A 19,201-nucleotide genomic window follows, 5' to 3' on the forward strand; every position below is an offset into this window, starting at 1 on the left:
CCGGTGGACAAGCCGCGAAGGGCTACCCCGCCACCACGATACCCGCGTGCAAAGACGGGGCGACAGAATGAGAATCACGGCCGTAATCAGGGCAATGACCAGTGATCCGAAGGAAAGGTTTTTCAGCAGGCCCTGGTGTGTCAGGTCGACCTCCCCGACCTTGTCAGGGTGCGCGGCCGGAGAAGAATCATAGGCTGGATGCACCACATCCACATGGCCATGCGCCGGTGCGAGCGGTTCATGATCATAGGTATGTACGTGCAACCGTGCGCCCTGGATAAATACCAGCGCAAGGCTCAGATAGACAACCCAGAGGGTTTTCCTGAAGGTCGTTGGGCGTGCTCGGCACATCGGTCCAGTATATTCAAGAATCATGCTTCACACAATTAGGTTGACCTCCCCGCGTGGAACGACGAAACCGTTACCAGCGAGGAGGCAGCCGCGCCCGAGAAAACACGAATCAATACATAACATATTGATTTTACATAATATTTAGCACGACAAAGAAGAATCCAGCAACATAATTCAACCACCACTTGAGGTTGTCCATCAATCTATCTTCCGGGTCGCAGGACTGGATCAGGCGTCACCAAAAAATACCCTTTCCCGAATCACATAACGTTTTCCCTTCCTTACCACTCCCGTTTCCCCGAGGATGCGGCCTCGTTACCGGAACTGATTTCCGGAGGGGTTCCACGCATTACGAGGAAAGCGGGATGTGCCAGTCAAAAAACGCTGCGACGTTGCCCGATGCCGACCCGGCGACTCCGCCCGAGGCGGATCCGGATGCACGAAGTGTATCCGAAGAGCACACACCAGGGGCGGCACGCGTCAAGCCGGTTCCAGTCAGCGACCTCCCACAGGAGGTACGGGATGTACTTGTTGCCGCAGGGAAACTCTACTCGGCCATCGGTGAACATGCCCCTGACATCTTGCTTCCGCAAGAGGTGGAGCAAAGGTGGAAACGCCTCGGCGAGTGCTTGGCCTGGTTGCAGCGTTAGCGTCGCTGATCCCTGGACCCATTCACGCGGATGATCTGGCGGCATGTTTCCAAGAGGCCGGAGGGCGCTACGGCATCGCTCCCGCCCTCCTGCGAGCCATCGCCGAAGTGGAGAGCGGGCTCGACCCGCAAGCGATGCATGTCAATGCGGACGGGACAGCCGACATCGGGCTGATGCAGATCAACTCATGGTGGTTTCCCGTCCTGAAGCAGCACGGCATTGAGCCACGGGATCTTTGGGACCCCTGCCTTAGCATCGGCGTGGGCGCCTGGATCCTGGCCGGTAACGTCCGGCAATTCGGCTATGGGTGGCGGGCCGTCGGCGCATACAACGCCGGCACGAGAAGAGACCAAACGACAGAACGACAACGTGAAGATTATGCGATCAGGGTTTATGGGCATCTGCCTTGCGGTGTTGGCCGGTTGTGCCTCGGCACCGCCCAGCCAGAGTGAATCGAGCACACCGACAAAGCTAGGCGTGACACAGCAACCGTCCGTCGCGCACCGGGGCGCACAACCGTTCTACGTCGTGTGTGCGGACTGTCCCGGCGCGACACCGAAGACGCCATTCAGCGAGACAAACAAACCGCTCACCCAACAACCGGTAGCGATGACCGAACCGGTCAAGAACAGCACCGTGGAAGGAGCCGGCAGAGCCATACAGGCCGCCAAGGCTGAGATACCCAAGCCGCAGGCGAGGGTCTTGTTTGCCGCCCACTTCGCCTTCGGCACTGCGCAGCTATCAGCCGCCGACAAGCAGGCCCTGCAAGACCTGCTGCCCGAACTCAGGAAACAACGGCTCACCATCGTGGGCCACACCGACAGCGTCGGTCCCCAGGACTTCAACGACTGGCTGGCGCTGCGCCGCGCGCAATCGGTGAAGAACCATCTGGTCACGCTCGGACTGGATCCCGAACGTATCCGTGTCAGCGGTCGCGGCAAGTGCTGTTACCTGCAAGCCAACGACACCGCCCTCGGCCGGGCGGCCAACCGCCGTGCCGAGATCAGACCCGAACCTTTGGACACCCCGAGCAAGGGCCATTCAACTGCAAACCAACCTGGAGGTAATACACCATGACTCGAACCATCGCCTTCCACCAGTCCGCTGCGCTGCTGGCGATTCTGCTGCTGCCGGGGATCACCCTGGCCGCGACCACGGGCGCGGAGTTCCAGAGCGCTTATCAGTTCTTCTACGATGCGGCGACCGGTTATCTCGGCCGCGGCATCGCCATCGTCGGCGGCCTGATCGGTCTGGGTTACGGCGCCGCCAAGGGCAGTCCGTTGCCCGCCATCCTGGGCGTGATCCTGGCGGTGTTCGGCGCGCTGGGTCCGACCATCATCGACGCCATTTTCGGCTCCGCCGTGGTGTAGGCGTGGAACAGGAGAACTACCTGATCCCCCGCCGACTAGATGATCCGCCCCAGTTCTTTTTCTGGGACGCGGACGAGGCCATCCTGGTGATCTTCTTCACCCTGATGGGGGCCTTGCTCGGCCAGATCCTCGTCGGCGTCGTCATCGGCCTGCTGTTGTCCCGCGGCTTCGCGCGGGTGAAGGCGGAAGGCGGTCGGGGGATCATCGCCCGCTTTCTCTACTGGTACACGCCGTCGCAGTGGTGGTTTCGGGGGCGTGCGCCCAGTCACGTCCGGGAGTACGTGGGATGAGGGAAAGCCGCTACCGTTCCCTGCTCGCCGAGACCCTCTGGCGGCGCAACCTGTGGATGGCCGTCGCCCTGGCAATGGCCGTCTCCAACATGGGCCTGGCGTACTGGGTGATCAATACCGACGTGCGGGAGAAGACCATCGTCGTCCCGCCGGTGTTCGAGAAGACCTTCTGGGTGCATGGCGACGAGGTGTCACCCGAGTACCTGGAACAGATGGCGGTGTTCTTCGCGAGCCTCGCCCTCACCTACAACCCCGACAACATCGATCACCAGGTGAGCCTGTTCCTGCGTTACGCGGATCCCAAGAGCTACGGCGCCCTCGCCGCCAAACTGGAAGGCGACGCGCACAAGATCAAGCGCAACCGCCTCTCCTCGGTGTTCTACCCCCAGGAGATCCGGCTCAAGGGGCAACAGGCCGCCCTCACCGGCCAACTCACCACCCTGGTGGGCAACAAACAGACCGAACAACGCCAGGCCCGATTCCTGATCCGGTTCGTCTACCGGGACGGCCGGCTGTTCGTCTCGAAATTCACGGAGGTCCAAGACAGTGCGAATCCGTTTGCTACTGACGGCGATACTGCTGAACCTGAGTCTTGAGGCCCACGCCCTGCAACTCGTGGAGGTAGTGGACGGCCAGACTGTCACCATCAAGGTGTCCATCAGGGATCTCACCCGCATCGCCATGGCGGATGGAGGCCGGATCACACGCGTCTGGGGCCTGGAGGACCACATGCAGGTCGAACCCGACCGGGAGGGCGGCCAGGTGTTTCTGCGTCCCGTGCCCGGCATGACGGCCCGGGCCTTCAGCTTCTTCATCCGGGACGACCAGGGGGCCACCCATACCCTGCTGGCGGTGCCCGTGGACATGCCGTCGGACACGGTGCTGCTCCGCCCGAAGAACCGTGCCGCCGCTGCGCGCGTCTCGGGCCACGATGCCCATTCCATCCCCTACATCGAGCGGATCAAGCGCCTGGTCCGGGACATGGCGCGCGGCGCGGTGCCCGACGGCTACCTCCCCGCCGCCGAGGGGCGGGAGATCCCGCTGTGGGCCGAGGCCAGGGTCGTGCTGGTCACACGCTTTGACGGTGATTTCACCGGCGAAGTGTACCAGCTCACCAACGTCTCGGACGAGGAGATGCGCCTGGACGAGCGGGAGTTCGCGGCCCTGGCCGCCGACATCAAGGCGGTGGCCATCGTGGAACACACCCTGGTCCCGCAGCAGTCGACCTGGATCTATCTGGTCAGGGAGGGACGGTAGATGGAAGACAGCCGGGCTATCCGCCGCCGCCAGGCCTGGATCACCATCGCCGCCGTGGGCGCCGTGGTCTCGCTGGTAGTGCTGGGGCTCTACCTCTCCGATCCCTCCCGCCGGATCGAGCAGGCCGTCAAGGCACGGGAGGTGGTCAAGAGCTACCGCACCCCGGCCAACAGCCTGGACCCGAGCGAGGTCTGGATCACCCGTTCCGAGACCGAACTGCAGAACATCAAGCAGACGAACGAGGCGCTGCGGCGCGAGATGGACGACCTGCGCAGCCAATTGGAGCGGTTGCAACGCCAGCAACGCGACAAGGCGCAAACCACTCCCCGGACACTGCCACCACCCCCCACGTCGAAACCGCAGCCGTCGGCCAATTCCGCTTCCGGCAACTTGATGCCCTCGGTTCAGGGCGACCGCATCAAGGAAACCGTCGCCAAGCAGCTTCTGCCGCCACCACCCCCGCCAAGACGGCTGGACGGCACCCGCCGCGGCACCACCGCGCGTGCCGGTACGCCACCAGGCATCCTGGTGGTCGACCTCGCCCCGGCCGGCAACGTCCCGGACAGCAAGACCACCACGCGCAAAGCCGGCGACGGCGAGGCTGCCGCCGACAAGGTCACCCACCACGTGCGCGACTTCCTTCCGGCCGGGGCGTTCGCCAAGGCGGTGCTGCTCTCCGGTCTCGACGCACCCACCGGCGGACTCGCCAAGACCAACCCGCAGCCGGTCCTCCTGCGCCTCGTGGACCACGGCACCCTGCCCAACCGCTTCCGGTCGCGGGTACGGGAGTGCTTTGTCACCGCCGCCGGCTACGGGGACCTGGCCTCCGAACGCGCCTACCTGCGGCTCGAGAAACTGAGCTGCGTATTGCGCGACGGCACCGTGCTGGAGGTCGCCCTGAAAGGCTTCGTCACGGGCGAGGACGGCAAGGCGGGACTGCGCGGCCGGGTGGTGAGCAAGCAGGGCCAGTTGATCGCCCGCGCACTGGTCGCCGGCGTGGCCGGCGGGATCGGCAACGGCGTCGCCCAGTCATTCACGTCCTTGTCCACCAGCGCCCTTGGCAACGTGCAGAGCATTGATCCCGGCAACATCGCCCAGTACGGGGTCGCCAACGGTTTCGCTTCGGCACTGGACCGCATCGCCCAGTGGTATCTGGAACGGGCCAACGAGGTCTATCCGGTCCTCGAGGTGGATGCCGGCCGGGTCGTGGAAGTCGTGCTGAACGAAGGACTCGAGCTAGGGGTGGACCTGCTCAATAACGCCAACGATACCGGAGGACCCTCATGAACCTGAGCCACAAGATACTCTTCGGCCTGCTCCTGACGCTCGCGGGCGGACTCGGCCATGCGGCCGAGCCGGCGCAAGACCGCACCAAACCGCCTGCCCTCCCGCAGAACAAGGCCATCCCCGAACAAGACTTCGCCGCCATCGAACGGAGCGTCCGGCAGGCCATGCCGTCGACGAAAATCGATGCCATCGCGCCGACCCCGATCCCGGGGCTGGTGGAGGTCGTGGCTGGACAGAACGTCCTCTATGCGGACACCTCGGGCCGCTGGCTGCTGGTGGGCCACCTCTACGATCTCAAGACCGCGCGGGACGTGACCGCCGAGCGCAAGTCACAGCTCTCGCGCCTCGATTGGCAGGAACTGCCCCTAGAGGCGGCCGTGCACTACGGCGAAGGTCCATTGAAGCTTGCCATCTTCTCCGATCCCGACTGCCCCTGGTGCCGCAAGCTCAACAAGGCCTTGCGGCAGGCGGAGGGCATCGAGGTGTGGGAGATCATGTTCCCCGTCCCCGCCCTGCATCCGGAGGCCCGCGACAAGGCGGCCCGCATTCTCTGTCACGCGCAGCCGGCAGAGGCCCTCGCCCGGGTGATGAGCGGCGAGGCGCTGGACGGCGAACCGCCCTCCGCAGACTGTACCCAACGAACGCTGCAACTCGTCGACCAGGCCATGGCCTTCGGTCGCGCCCACGGGGTCCAGGGCACGCCCACCCTGGTCGCCCCCGACGGGCGGGTGCGCAACGGCTACCTGCCCATGGACCAGCTCAGGGCCTGGCTGGCGCAAGGCGCCAAAGCCGGGCGGGAGGCGGCCCGATGAGCAAGGCGCTTCTCAGCCTCCTGGTTCTCGCCCTGCTCGCCGGCTGCGCCAGCAGCCCCAAATACGCCTGCGGCGTGCCCGAGGGCATCGGCTGCAAGCCGGTCGGGGAAGTCTACGAGGCTTCGGTCACCGGCACCCTGACCCGTGGCCGCGTCACACCTGACGACGAAGACGGCGAACAGGAGGCCGCCGAGCGCCCGCTCGCCGAGCCGGCGAACACGCCTGTCGTCGCCACGGTACAGCCGGGCGATCCGCTGCTCACCCGCCCGCGGCACATCCGGGTGTGGATCAACCGCTGGGAAGACAAGGCAGGCGACCTCCACGACGAGACCTACCTCTACCTGCGGCTGGACAACGGCACTTGGCGGCTCGGGCGATGATCAGCCTTACCGACGTCAAACAGATCGTCACCCACGAAATCCGGCGCTGGTTCCAGGAGGAGCCGCCCGCCGCGGTCTACGCTGCGGGCGGTCTGCCGCCGTCGATTCGGCGGTTGCGGGCACTCACCGACAACCACCGGCTCGCCACCCTGCTTCCCTACGAGCGGTTCGACCCGGAAACCCACCTGTTCTTCAACGAGGACAGCGTGGGCTTCATGCTGGAGGCCACCCCGGCGGTGGGACTCGGCGAGAATCAGCTCAAGGTACTGAGCGGGCTGTTCACCCAGGGCCTGAAGCCGGGTACCTCGGTGCAGATCCTGCTGTACGCCTCGCCGGATATCCTGCCCCTGCTGGAGCACTGGGCGGCGGCGCGCCAGGGCGAGTCCGGCGAAGGCACGGTGTTCCGGTTCCTGGCCGGCAAGCGTGTCGACTACCTGCGCCGCGGCAACTGGTGCTCCCTGCTGTCGGACCAGCCCATGCTAGTGCGGGACTTCCGGCTGTTCATCACGGTGGTCCGACCACTGTCGAAAGGCGCGGGGAGCCGTACCGAGAACGACTGGCTGGCGCGCACCCGCGAGGCCATCCGGGGCATCCTCTCCTCGGCCGGACTGCCGAGCCGGCCCGTGGACGCCGATACGTTCATCAACCTGCTCGACACGATCCTGAACCCGCCACGGGACCGGCGTGCGCCGCTGCACTGGGAGGACGACCGCCTGCTCAAGGAACAGGTGGTGGACGGTGACACCCTGCTGCTGGTCGGCCGCGACGGCCTAGGGCTGGGCCACGGCGATCACGTCATCGAGGTGCGCCCCTACTCCGTGCGCCAGTATCCCCAGTCCTGGGCGGGCTGGGGGATGAGCGACCTCATCGGCGATCTCTTCAGCAACACCCTGCGCCTGCCCTGCCCGTTTCTCTATACCCTCACGGTACACATGCCGGACCAGGTCTCGGCCGCCCACGGCGCGAAGATGAAGGCGGCCCGCGCGACCCAGATGGCGGACTCGGCCATGGGGCGCTTCCTGCCCGCCTGGCGGGAGCGCAAGCAGGACTGGGACTTCGTCACCCGCCTGGTGGAGGACGGACACAAGCTGCTGCAGGCCCATTCCCAACTGGTGCTGTTCGCGCCCCAGGACGAGGGCGACTACGCCGAACAGCGGCTCAACGCCCTGTTCGAGTCGCGGGGCTGGACCCTGCAGAAAGACCGCTTCACTGCCCTGCACGCCTTCCTCTCCGGCCTGCCCCTGATGCCCGGACCCGGTTTCGTGGAGGAAATGCGCATCCTGGGCCGGCTGCGCACCTTCCTCACCTGGTCCTGCATCAACACCGCGCCGGTGATCGCGGAATGGAAGGGCACCGGCACGCCCCTGCTGATGCTGCTCGGCCGGCGCGGCCAAATCATGCACATCGATCCCTTCGACAACAAGAAGGGCAACTTCAACGTCGCCGTGGCGGCGGCCAGCGGCGCCGGCAAGAGTTTCTTCACCCAGGAGATGGTCACCAGCCTGCTCGGAACCGGCGGCCGGGTCTGGGTCATCGATTCGGGGCGCAGCTACGAGCGGCTCTGTCACCTGGTGGGCGGCACCTACCTCGAGTTCTCGGAAGGCACGCGCATCAACCTCAACCCCTTCACCGGCATTCGCGACATTGCGGAAGAGACGCCCATGCTCAAGGCGGTCCTGGCGCAGATGGCCGCCCCGAAAGACGGGCTCAACAGCCTGCAAATGGCCTTTCTCGAAGAGGCCATCAAGGTGACCTGGGACGCGCACGGCAACCATGCCACCATCTCCCACGTGGCCGACTGCCTGCTCGGGAACGAAGAGGAAAGCGCCCGGCGCGTCGGGCGCATGCTCTATCCCTACACCCGTAACGGCAGCTACGGCCGCTACTTCGAGGGGGCCTCCAACATCGATCTGGACAACCCCTTCGTGGTGCTGGAATTGGGCGAGCTGGACGCCCGGCCGGATTTGCAGACCGTGGTGCTCCTGCTGCTGATGATGCGCATCACCGAGGCCATGTATCTGGGCGACCGCAACCAGCGCAAGCTGTGCATCATCGACGAGGCGTGGCGGCTGATGGGACAGGGCAACGCCGGTCAGTTCATCGAGCAGGGCTACCGCACCGCACGCAAGTTCGGCGGGGCGTTCATGACCATCACCCAGGGCATCGACGACTACTTCAAGTCCGGCACCTCCAAGGCCGCGCTGGACAACGCCGACTGGGTGTTCCTGCTCCGACAGAAGCCGGAATCCATCAAGGCCGCCGAGAACAGCGACCGCATCATGATGGATGAGGCCCTGCGCCGTCTGCTGACCAGCGTGGACACCCAGCAGGGCAAGTACTCGGAGATCGCCGTCATGGGTCCCGGCGGCACCACCGTCGGCCGCCTGGTGGTGGACCCCTTCGCCGAAAAACTCTACTCCACCCGCGCCGAAGAGTACGCCGCCATCGAGGCGATGCAACGCCACGGGCTGAGCCTAGTCGCGGCAATCGAGCGACTGGTGGAAACCGGGGGGAGCCGCTGATGCCGCGCTGGACATACGGCCTGCTGTTCGGGCTTGCGGGTGGGCTGGTCGCGCTACTGGTGGAACGCATCGTCTTTCCACCGCTGACCGTCGCCCACGTGGACCTGGCCGGACTGGTCAATGAACACGTCCGCCGTCCCGATCTGATGAAGCTCCCCGAAGCGGAACGCTCGATGGACGCAGCCCGCTTCGCCGCCCGCCTGGAAGAGGAGACTACGAAGCTGGCCCGGGAATACCGTGTCGTCATTCTCGCCGCTCCAGCCATCGTCTCCGGTGCTCCCGACCTTACGGCGATCCTGCGCAAACGCATCGAGGAACACACGCCATGACGACACAGACCCTGGCGATTGTACCCACGGACTCTCACCCGAAGATCCATCGCTTCGCCCGGTGGATGGGCCTCACCCTCGGCATCATCATATCGGTCTGGCTCATCTCCCTGATGCTCTCACCCTGGTACCGCCTCGGCATCAACGGCACCGACAGCCTGCCGGGTGTGCTGTACCTGGTACTCAAGACTGAGATGCCGAAGAACCGCGGCGATCTGGTCGCGTTCTACCCGCCGGAGAACCGCTTCTACCCGAAGGGAATGTTCTTCATCAAGAAGGCAATGGGCATGCCCGGCGATAAAGTCACCCGCAAGGGACGGGATTTCTACATCAACGACGAATACATCGCCACCGCCAAAACCCGGTCACGGTCCGGTAAGCCCCTGCGGCCCGGACCGGCCGGAGTGATTCCAAACGGATATTATTTCGTCTGGACGCCCCATCCTGACAGTTACGACTCCCGCTATGAAGACATCGGCTGGATTCCCGAAGATCGCGTTATCGGTCGCGCTGTTCGCCTGTTCTAGCATCCTGCTTGGCCAGGACCTTGGCGTTGTAGGCCCCGTCTACCCCATCGCCGAGCAGGACATGCTTGTGACAATCGAGCAGCACCTCAAAGCACTGGAGGAAAGCGGCGAGCTGGCACGTATCGAAGAAGACGCCAAGGCCCGGTACAGAGCCTATGTGGAACGCCCGAAAGGCGTACACCTCCCACGCGCAAAGAAAGACCGGACCTACTATGTGGACCCCAGCCTCACTGTTCCCTATGACATCAGAGACCACGAGGGCCGCATCATTCACCCGGCAGGAACCACTGTGAATCCACTAGATTACATTACACTATCGAAGCAACTCCTGTTCTTCGACGGCGACGACCCAATCCAAGCTGAATGGGCACGATCGGTGATTGACAGCGATCCGCTACGAGTGAAACCGATTCTGACCAATGGACCAATAATGGCGCTTATAAAGGAGTGGAAATTACGCTTGTATTTTGATCAACGGGGAAAGCTGACGGAACGATTTCGTATTCAGCGGCTGCCAGCTATAGTGAGTCAAGATGGGAAGCAGCTGAGAGTGATGGAACATAATCTCCGTACACAGGAGTAACACTAGTCTCGACATTCTGACATATTATATTATACTCCACAGTGTTCCACCGATGTCGCAACCCAACCCGTCATAGCCCTTAAGATGAAATCCACGGGTTTCGCTGAACTTACTCGCAGTGGTCTTGAATCATTCCGCGCTGCCAATAACCAATTCGAGCCCCAAATATAAGGACATTGAATCATCTTACTTTCAAATTCCCATTATTATCCCACGAGACAACCCGTCGGCTCGACCTCGAAATCTCCACCTTGCTCGTCCCATACCACCAGGTTTCAGTACCCGAGTAGATATCAATGTCCGATGGCGTCCCCTGTAATCGTAGAACATCATCCTGATGCGAACCCCTGGTGTAATAGGAAGCAGATGTGGTATTCGAACCGGGAAGATATCTCACCTTCAGATTCCCGTTATTATCCCACGAGACAACCCGTCGGCTCGACCTCGAAATCTCCACCTTGCTCGTCCCATACCACCAGGTTTCAGTACCCGAGTAGATATCAATGTCCGATGGCGTCCCCTGTAATCGTAGAACATCATCCTGATGCGAACCCCTGGTGTAATAGGAAGCAGATGTGGTATTCGAACCGGGAAGATATCTCACCTTCAGATTCCCGTTATTATCCCACGAGACAACCCGTCGGCTCGACCTCGAAATCTCCACCTTGCTCGTCCCATACCACCAGGTTTCAGTACCCGAGTAGATATCAATGTCCGATGGCGTCCCCTGTAATCGTAGAACATCATCCTGATGCGAACCCCTGGTGTAATAGGAAGCAGATGTGGTATTCGAACCGGGAAGATATCTCACCTTCAGATTCCCATTATTATCCCACGAGACAACCCGTCGGCTCGACCTCGAAATCTCCACCTTGCTCGTCCCATACCACCAGGTTTCAGTGCCCGAGTAGATATCAATGTCCGATGGTTTTCCTTGTATCGCTAGCACCTCATCTTGTACTGATCCACGAGTAAAGTACCTCGCCGCAGCTATCGAATTCATCGATGAAGTGCTGGTTTGGAATGATTGTCTTGACTGACTTTGCGGTGCCGATGGGGTCATTCGTTTTGGTATATATACGGCCTTTGCTCTTCTTAGAGCATTAATCAGACTCTGATCAATCCATCCATCTTGTTTAATTCCAATGTCGCGCTGAAACGCCTTTACAGCATTCGCGGTACGTGGACCATATTTGCCATCCACCGGGCCTGGATTGTAGCCAAGGTCTGTCAGGAGCTGCTGTGCCTCTCTTGTATATTGAAGACTTGGCCTCTTGATCTGATATGAGCGCCCCAGATTCCTTGCTTCTCGGATGGCTTCCGCTACAATCTGACTTCGGTAGACTTCAACATCACGCTCGGCGCGTTGCTGAGATCCTCGGCGATATCGATAACTACCGCAGCGCCTGTTGTAGTCATTGACAATTCGGTTGAACGCATCAATCCCCTTGTTGGTATTAATGACATTTCTCATCGCCTCGATTCGAATGCTTTCCCGGACGCACCAGCGTATCTCTGGCACGGACAGTATATTGTTGGTGCCAACCGAAGGCTTCGTATATTGCAAACGGGGAGTTACTGGCTTTCTTGGGGTCTTGACTACTGGAGCGGGGTTACTCTGCGGGTAGTTATAGCTAAGTGACGGGGATGGGCGGGTGTACGACGGTTTCTTGCTACTTTGTCCTCCATTGTTAATCAGCCAGACCACAAAGGCGAAACCAATAATGGCAAGAATCCATTTTCCTCCTGCGCTGCCTCCGCCTTTTCCGCTACTGACTGTTTCTATAGGCGGAGATGACGTTGGTTCCTTTCTCTCGGACTCACTGGAAGGGGTTTCCTGTTGAAGCGAGGAAACCTGGTTAGGCGTGGAGGTATTTGCTTCCGCTTTTGACTCTGAACTTGTCGGCTCGTCAATGCCACTGACCTGGGAAACCAGGTCAGAGAGCCCTGAAAATCCTTTTTTTACCTTATCTTCATCATCAGCCATGGGTACTGGTCCTTTTGATTTCGCACACAACGGTCATGGCGGACCCCGTCACATGAAAGTCAGCCCCCACACTCCCAGGCCACCGATTCCGATACAAAGAACTATTACCGGAGCACACCCAGAGTTATTCTTTTTTGCGGGCAGACCCGTCTCGGGATGTCCGTGCGCCTTCGCTAAATCACCGATCATCTTTGGCCGCCCAGAAACTCCCAGCTGTCGCCCAAGAATTTCGAAAAAGCGCTCTTTGACAGCCTGCGGGCTTACATCACCTTCATATTCACCAAGATTCAAGCGAGCATCGCCTGTAAATAAACCAATCACCAACTGACCCATTTTGCTGCCAGCTTCTGCCTGCAAGAGGCTTCCGTCATCGCTACTTAGTAGCGATGCCAATATACCCATGTCAGCTTGCTCGAGGGCGATAGTCATGATTGGCCGGTGCGACGGGCCATGGGGATTCTTGTCAAGCCTGTAGAAAACCGTCATAGCATAGTGGTAGGTCATCCCTCTGAATTCTCCTTTCTTTCCTTGTATATCCATGGTCAGGTCAAGAACGGTCTTTGGATTCTTTTGGAAGGTAAGAAAGAAATCCCCCCATATCCACGTCTCACCACTATCAACGCTCGACCATGGGGCCGGGAGGGTTGGCCACTTGGTCAGTTCAAGCAAGGCGAACACGGTCTTTGCCGGTGCTGCGTGCTTAGAGATAACCGGACTGGACTGAGTCTGTGGACGGGTACCGGTATCCGATGTTAGGTCAGAGAGACCGGAAAATCCGCGCTTGTTGTCTTTGTTATCCATACGTCCTTATTCCCCCAAGAGGTTACTCAACCTATCCCCACCTCGTTTCCAGAACATGCGAATCGCGGCCTCCAATATGTGAATGTTGTCCTCGTCCTGGTAAGAAAAAGCTGCCACAACCTTTTTATCTTCCTTTTTCCCGATGCAGAAGACACCAGCTCCATTCCAGATAACAAGTTCCCTCCACCGGCAAAAAACTCGCTCATTACTTGAAAACAGCTTCTTTCGCTCTAACTCCATGCCATAATCACTTAGAACAGCGGATCCGAATCGATATTTTTTTCCGTCTTGCAAACCTTCGAGGTACTCAGTAAGTAGTCGAACACCAACTGTCTTCCATAGGCGATCGATAAAATTCGTGTATATGACTTCCTTCTTCAACTCGATGGATGCGTAATCGGAGTCATTTCCAAAAAAAATGTGGTAGGTGGTTCCGGTGGGAACGCCGTTGACCGAATGGCGGGTACCTCCCCAGCGAACACGCGTAATGGAATCGAGAGCCCAGTGGCGCCCTTTCCACTCGATGCCTTCTGGAGAAATGCGAAGTTTATCCTTAAAGATAACTCCGACATCAGCCTCGTAGGTTATTTCCCTTCGCCATTCTTCAGCATGGTTTTTTGCATTTTCTATAAGCTGCGCCCTTTGCTCCGCAATCTCATCAAGAGCATCTGCGTCCTCAGCAGTGCGCTCTGCGACTTCCACAACCTCCGCAAATACTTCCTGCAGCATGTTCGTGAGTTGCTTCGAAAAATCAAGCTTGCCGTGTTCGTTGAACATATGAATCGCCAAACCGCGCACGAGTCCGGCGACGCGGTAGCTTGCTTCGTGATCTAACCCTCGACTTTTTGTACTAACCTGTATTGGCTGGGCGACGGTGTCCCAGTTTTTTACGACTTGGATAAGCTTATTCACCATGGGATTCAAAACAGAATCCGGCTGTTCTTCATCTACGGCCGCCTGTATTTTCTCGACCAAGGCCCTAATATTTTCTTCCTCCTTTTCAAGGAACTCCTGGGCCTCTACCTCATAGGAATCTACGAGGTCATCAATCAGAATGGGGCCATGTTCCTCGCCATCATCAGTTGCAGATTCAACTGCAACGGTAACCGCTTCAACGAGCTCCTTTGCAGAAAGCTTATCCAAGGCAGATTTAATGACTTGCCGATAATATCGCCGCCGCTCCTGAATTTCCGATTCCAAGTTCGAGAGGTCGATCACCTCAGGAAAGCCGGAAACAACACGTTCCTCGTTAATAATTACCCTCAGATCTTCTGGATCGATATCATCGAATGCCCAAGCGATTTCAAGAATCCACTCCGCAACGTCATCAGATGTATAATTAGGTAGCCGAGAGAGGCCAGCCGCGAGCAAATTGGCTCGTGCAATTGACGTCAGCTTATCGACATCGATAAGATCTGACGTCGAGGATTCGAGGATTGACAACACATCCTCAGCGCGCTTCGGCCCAATGCCTGGCAGCCAGGCAACCTCGGCGGAAAGCCGCTTCCTGGGGTTGGTCAGGTCCGACCGAGCCTGCATGCACGCACTTGAATCGAGAAGTAGGCTACGTTCATCGGCCAATTCCATAATCCGTCGACGGTCATCGCGGGGGCTGGCACTCAGGATATGAAAAGGATTTTCCAAAAGGTCCATGCTCCCTCCCGTTACTCATCCCAGACGAACCCGATCGGTCTGTTTTTTTTCTCTGTTTCGCTCGGCAAGCTGCTCAACGCGGAATCAATACTTTCTTGATCAAGCTGTGACTTACCGGCTTTAGCAGCGAGTCTTGCTGCCTCACGGATGACAAAAGCTGAATCGGATAGAGCTCTACCCGTGAGAGCGTCTAGGATCTTATCCACGTTGAGGTCATCGGATTTTGGCAGCTTGCTCAATAGAGAGTCGATTAGCGAAGCCACTTCTTCCCTTGAGGGCATACCGACTTCAATGATATGGTCGAAACGACCGCGCCGGAGAATAGCTGGATCGATCATATCGATCAGGTTCGTCATGGCGATGATCAGAACCTTGTTCTTGATCGCCTCCGGAATGCGCCGGAGGAACTCCGCCACCTCTTCAACGTGATGCAATCCCGAAGCGCTGCCAGCATGCCTATCGGAAAGAAAAGACTCCATCTCATCTATGACAATAACGGATGGAGCGTCCTCAATCGCTTTATCGAAAATCTCGGAAATTTTCTTGCTGGTTTCGTGAATGTAAGGGCTACCAACACTATTGGAATCAATCGAGTAGCTTGGCCAATCAATGAACTCGACAAGGCGTTCTACGGCAAAGGTCTTACCGCAGCCCGGTGGCCCATGGAGAACAATGGCAGAAGGAAACTCGATACCCATTGCCTGATATTTTTCAGCATTGAAGATAATGTCGATGACATGCTCGTTGAAAAACTCTTCTAACTGCGGTCGGCCAGGAAGCCTGAACACTTTGGGCTCGACTGGTTCCTTTCGTGATTGCGGCCGGTCAGTCTCATCGTCCGCCTCAGCGAGGGCGGTCTTTTCATCAGTCTTGATTTGCGACGCTGGCTTGTGCTTAGTGAGCAATCCTGCATCAGCAGGCACATCAAATCCTGCAGCTTCGATGATTTCCGCAAGATCGCCAGCGGGCATCCACCCTGTCAGATTGGTCAAACGTCTGAATGAATCCGTGGAAATGACTACGCCACCGGTAATCCATGTTCCCAAAACCACTTCATCGTCGACATGTGGTGTCAACGTCCAGGCCGGGAGCAGCCTGGAGTACTGCTCCACATAAATGGCGTCATGGAATGAGACGCTCTCCGAGAGTTTTCGAGACTCCTTTAGCGCGTGTGCAAAGGCCAAGGCATCTACCTTGCTCTCGGGGGATTTTCCATTTTCAATCGGCGTCAGGGCATATTTCTTATGGCTGACCAGGCACCAGTATGATTCGGATCCAAACGAGACCTCACCAAGCAGAGACCCGTCGAGAAAACCTGTTTCTTTCCACTTCTTCGCCAACTCCGGGCGCGCAAGCAGGACATTGCTCGATCCATTGGTATCAAAAATCTGCCAGTCATCCCCCGAAAAGAGAAGTGATCGGATTTTTGAGCCATCCAGCAACTCATATCCCTTGGGCAGCCATAAATCCTTCGCCATAAATCATCCCCTGATTATGTTGGCTACATCAAACATCTCGGTATCAGGGCCACCACCAATCTGGATCATCGAAAGCTGAGCGACAACAGCGCGAAGTTTCTCAATGTCATCGGAGCGCATGAGCTGCGTACCAATCTTTGCAAGTTCTTCAAAGCGCGGCTTGTCGGCAAATAAGTGGGGCGAGCTGATCATCCACTTGAATCGCTCGACAACAAACCAATCTTGCCGCCATAGGATCTCGAAATTTTTTCCTTTCAGCTCATCAAGATGGTGTTCGAAATCCTTGTCATTCCTGTCAATTGAGCGCTGCGCGGTCTTCGTGAGGTTATCGAACGCTGACGCTTCGGACGGGCGCGCATGCTGGCGGACATGTTCATTGAAGAAGGACACTACATTATCGAGGTCAATCTGGCGAATTTCCTTGAGATGCTCCTTTCTGACCTGGGCAATGAGTCGCCGAGCCTCAAGAACCTTTTCCATGGCCTCTTGGGAGTTTTCTGTTTCCGCTTCCTCTGGATCGAGCGAGACAGCGGACTCAAGCTTCCGCCGCGCTTGCTCCAGTTTTGGGCTGTCAACGACGTCGTTGATCTCATCGATGCGGTTAAGCGTCCTCTCGCCCTCTTCAACGACCATAGCGGCGGCTGCGGTGTAGTCGAGTTGTCCTTCCTGGCGGGAATAGAAGTTTTTGCCGGAGTGGAAAGTGCCTCCAATACAAGGCACGGAGACTTCAAGGATGATGTTGCCGGAATCTAGGATTTCGTATTCGCATTCAAGATCGGCACCGGCGGGAATCACGCCGTCATCAAAATCGGAACCGGAAATCTTCAAGACACCGATCGGACGATTATCTGTAATGGGGTCCTCAATTTCACCCTCCCAAAGCTTCAGGTTGAGTGACCCTGCCGCGCCCGCCTTGAGTGATTCCGCAGCCTTGAATACTTTTTTGCCTTTCTTGGGGAGCGAATCACCTGCGCGGACCAGGTACTCGAGCACGGGACGGCCGCCGAGCTTCTCCAATACCTCAATTCCAACCGAGTGAGAGGCCGGAATGGCGTCTACCGTGGCGGCTGTGCGGGTGATAACGATCTTGTCCTGTTCCAAGGCTATGGGACCACCCACTGAATCAAAAACAAATACCTTAAATGTGTTATCGCCAGTCTTCGTAAGGGCAACGTCTACGGTTGCGCCATGTTTGAGAGGAAGACGACCTGATGTCCAGCCAGTATCTACACTATCGATCTGGAATTCTGAACCAGGTTCAGCCTCACCGGTCAGCTGAACCGCAATCTTGGCCTTAACATCTGGCGTGCGAGCAATGTAATTGAAGGACAACGCAAGTTCGCCACCGGAGGAAATCTGCCCTCGGGTACTCTTCCGTGAGCGGTTCTGAGATCCCCAGTCGATGGATTCGGCAAACAAGCTTGCCCCTTCAGCCACGGCGGTCATGGGGTTTACATCGGTACTGCCGGGAATTCCCAGCTCAAATGCGACCTTGTCACGCAGGGGTTTATAATTGGTTGGACCGCCGACAAACACAATGCGCTCCAGGTCATGAGGGGTCAATCCTGCTTTATTAAGAGTTTCTCGAGCAGCTTCAATCGACTCATTGACACGCTCGGCAATCAACTCGTCGTAGGTATCTCGCTGCAAGGGAATGTCGAGATAGATTTCGTTACCATTGAGATCCCGAACCCGCGCTTCGCTTTCCGACAAGCTGATGACAGCATCCTCTCGCGCCGAGAGCTCGATCTTGGCGCGTTCGGTTGCCCAGGTGGCTAGACGAATGAGCGACTTGAAACTTGGGTTAACTGAGAAATCTTCAGGAAGATCGAAATTTTCGAGCAGCCAAGGACGGACAACATTATCGACGAGAGCACGATCGAAATCCCGGCCGCCACACATGGCGATACCACCGTGGGCGAGCAGATTGACTCGACCACCTATACTCTCAGCGATTGCGATATCTAAGGTACCACCGCCCAAGTCGTAGATTAGAAACATACCATCGGTATTACGAGCACGCATGACGCTCATCACCGCGGCCACGGGCTCCTGCATGAGTGCAACCTTACCGATACCAGCCATGCTCGCGGCCTGCATGGTCGCATCCTTTTGCATCTGGTTAAACGCTGCCGGAACAGTGATGACAGTTCCGGTATCGGGGTCATTTCGAATTTCCTCGGGCAAGTAGCCGAACAGAACCTTTAGAACCTCTGCTGAGCACTCTTCGGGGGTTTTGGTGAGATTCACTGCAGATAGATGAACGGGCGTACTCGTCCCCATGAGTCGTTTGAACAGCATGGCGGAGTTGTCCGGGCTGTGCGGAGCCGAGTCATATGCCCGCTTACCGACGTACTTATTACCACGTCGGTCGATATAGATTGCCGATGGCGTCACATCATTCTGTTCGGGACTCTTCCAGATGCGGGTCTCGGAACCGTCATAGGAGCAGATCGCGCTATTTGTGGTACCCAAGTCAATTCCGACAAAATTTTTCATAATTCCACCTTCCTCAATGTGACGGTTCCTGTCTTCACCAAGCCTTCTTTTCCCATAATGATCGGCTCGAGCATCTGGTCGACTATCAAGGCATCCTTCGCGTCGAATTCTTCGATGTTCAGGGGAGTGGCGGCCATGCCGGGATCAAAGGGATGTCCTTCGACGTTTACGATCCTGAGCTCGGCCTGCTCAAGGGCCTCTTCGACCTTTTTGATGAACCACCGGAACTGGCTCTTGTACCGGTTTTGTTCTCCGGCATCGAGTTTTGTCAGCAGACGGTCGAACACCCGGCCAAAGCGCCAGGATTCAACTGCCATACTGATCACTGCATCCCTCATGGCCTCAGGGGTGGTTGTCGTTTGTTCAGAATCGGCCATACGCCCCTCCCTTTTTTAGCTCATCCCACTACCGCCACATCTGAGGTA

19 protein-coding genes are annotated in these 19,201 nt (G+C 58.2%); 13 read left to right on the forward strand and 6 right to left on the reverse strand.

The window, feature by feature from the left end:
• Positions 1 to 976: 976 nt before the first annotated feature.
• The 13 genes from QVG61_RS09255 to traW all read left to right on the forward strand — a co-directional run bounded on the left by QVG61_RS09255 (position 977) and on the right by traW (position 10,358).
• Positions 977 to 1,453, forward strand: coding sequence for a lytic transglycosylase domain-containing protein (locus QVG61_RS09255; RefSeq protein ID WP_289930347.1), 477 nt, complete (start codon positions 977 to 979; stop codon positions 1,451 to 1,453).
• 157 nt (positions 1,454 to 1,610) lie between these two features.
• Positions 1,611 to 2,078, forward strand: coding sequence for an OmpA family protein (locus tag QVG61_RS09260; RefSeq protein WP_289930348.1), 468 nt, complete (start codon positions 1,611 to 1,613; stop codon positions 2,076 to 2,078).
• Positions 2,075 to 2,371 (forward strand): TraA family conjugative transfer protein, encoded by a 297-nt coding sequence (gene traA / locus QVG61_RS09265; protein WP_289930349.1) that lies wholly within the window; start codon positions 2,075 to 2,077, stop codon positions 2,369 to 2,371. Before QVG61_RS09260 ends, traA begins: the two co-directional genes overlap by 4 nt.
• 2 nt (positions 2,372 to 2,373) lie before the next feature.
• Complete coding sequence (traL, locus tag QVG61_RS09270; RefSeq protein WP_289930350.1) at positions 2,374 to 2,661, forward strand: type IV conjugative transfer system protein TraL; 288 nt, start codon at positions 2,374 to 2,376, stop codon at positions 2,659 to 2,661.
• The gene (gene traE / locus QVG61_RS09275) at positions 2,658 to 3,257 is read left to right on the forward strand and encodes a type IV conjugative transfer system protein TraE (RefSeq protein WP_289930351.1); all 600 of its coding nucleotides are present in this window, start codon (positions 2,658 to 2,660) and stop codon (positions 3,255 to 3,257) included. Before traL ends, traE begins: the two co-directional genes overlap by 4 nt.
• Positions 3,208 to 3,918 carry a type-F conjugative transfer system secretin TraK gene (locus tag QVG61_RS09280; protein WP_289930352.1) on the forward strand — a complete coding sequence of 237 codons (711 nt, stop codon included), beginning with the start codon at positions 3,208 to 3,210 and terminating at the stop codon, positions 3,916 to 3,918. Before traE ends, QVG61_RS09280 begins: the two co-directional genes overlap by 50 nt.
• A complete protein-coding gene (locus QVG61_RS09285) occupies positions 3,919 to 5,205 on the forward strand; it encodes a TrbI/VirB10 family protein (protein ID WP_289930353.1) in 1,287 nt (428 codons plus the stop codon).
• Positions 5,202 to 6,017, forward strand: coding sequence for a DsbC family protein (locus QVG61_RS09290; protein WP_289930354.1), 816 nt, complete (start codon positions 5,202 to 5,204; stop codon positions 6,015 to 6,017). Before QVG61_RS09285 ends, QVG61_RS09290 begins: the two co-directional genes overlap by 4 nt.
• The gene (gene traV / locus QVG61_RS09295; protein ID WP_289930355.1) at positions 6,014 to 6,397 is read left to right on the forward strand and encodes a type IV conjugative transfer system lipoprotein TraV; all 384 of its coding nucleotides are present in this window, start codon (positions 6,014 to 6,016) and stop codon (positions 6,395 to 6,397) included. Before QVG61_RS09290 ends, traV begins: the two co-directional genes overlap by 4 nt.
• Entirely contained in the window at positions 6,394 to 8,919 is a 2,526-nt protein-coding gene (traC, locus tag QVG61_RS09300; RefSeq protein WP_289930356.1) for a type IV secretion system protein TraC, read from the forward strand. The genes traV and traC overlap by 4 nt, the downstream gene beginning before the upstream one ends.
• Entirely contained in the window at positions 8,919 to 9,248 is a 330-nt protein-coding gene (locus tag QVG61_RS09305) for a TrbI F-type domain-containing protein (RefSeq protein WP_005960073.1), read from the forward strand. Before traC ends, QVG61_RS09305 begins: the two co-directional genes overlap by 1 nt.
• Positions 9,245 to 9,775 (forward strand): signal peptidase I, encoded by a 531-nt coding sequence (lepB, locus tag QVG61_RS09310; RefSeq protein ID WP_289930357.1) that lies wholly within the window; start codon positions 9,245 to 9,247, stop codon positions 9,773 to 9,775. The genes QVG61_RS09305 and lepB overlap by 4 nt, the downstream gene beginning before the upstream one ends.
• Positions 9,714 to 10,358, forward strand: a complete 645-nt coding sequence (traW, locus tag QVG61_RS09315) for a type-F conjugative transfer system protein TraW (protein WP_289930358.1) — start codon at positions 9,714 to 9,716, stop codon at positions 10,356 to 10,358. Before lepB ends, traW begins: the two co-directional genes overlap by 62 nt.
• 181 nt (positions 10,359 to 10,539) lie before the next feature.
• Here traW and QVG61_RS09320 read toward each other — a convergent pair whose 3' ends face one another.
• From QVG61_RS09320 to QVG61_RS09345, 6 genes are read right to left on the reverse strand one after another with little or no spacing between them, the layout of a single operon-like run.
• Positions 10,540 to 12,345: a peptidoglycan-binding domain-containing protein gene (locus tag QVG61_RS09320; RefSeq protein ID WP_289930359.1), complete on the reverse strand. Its 1,806-nt coding sequence runs from the start codon at positions 12,343 to 12,345 to the stop codon at positions 10,540 to 10,542.
• 48 nt (positions 12,346 to 12,393) lie between these two features.
• Positions 12,394 to 13,146, reverse strand: coding sequence for a hypothetical protein (locus tag QVG61_RS09325; protein WP_289930360.1), 753 nt, complete (start codon positions 13,144 to 13,146; stop codon positions 12,394 to 12,396).
• Between the two features lie 6 nt (positions 13,147 to 13,152).
• Positions 13,153 to 14,799 (reverse strand): hypothetical protein, encoded by a 1,647-nt coding sequence (locus QVG61_RS09330; RefSeq protein WP_289930361.1) that lies wholly within the window; start codon positions 14,797 to 14,799, stop codon positions 13,153 to 13,155.
• An 11-nt stretch (positions 14,800 to 14,810) separates the two neighbouring features.
• On the reverse strand, positions 14,811 to 16,277 hold the full coding sequence (locus QVG61_RS09335; protein WP_289930362.1) for an ATP-binding protein: 1,467 nt from the start codon (positions 16,275 to 16,277) through the stop codon (positions 14,811 to 14,813).
• 3 nt (positions 16,278 to 16,280) lie between these two features.
• A complete protein-coding gene (locus tag QVG61_RS09340; RefSeq protein WP_289930363.1) occupies positions 16,281 to 18,776 on the reverse strand; it encodes an Hsp70 family protein in 2,496 nt (831 codons plus the stop codon).
• Positions 18,773 to 19,153 carry a hypothetical protein gene (locus QVG61_RS09345; RefSeq protein WP_289930364.1) on the reverse strand — a complete coding sequence of 127 codons (381 nt, stop codon included), beginning with the start codon at positions 19,151 to 19,153 and terminating at the stop codon, positions 18,773 to 18,775. Before QVG61_RS09345 ends, QVG61_RS09340 begins: the two co-directional genes overlap by 4 nt.
• Positions 19,154 to 19,201: the final 48 nt, after the last annotated feature.

Origin of the sequence: Thiohalobacter sp. IOR34 (assembly GCF_030406045.1) — a bacterium.
Classification (GTDB): domain Bacteria; phylum Pseudomonadota; class Gammaproteobacteria; order Thiohalobacterales; family Thiohalobacteraceae.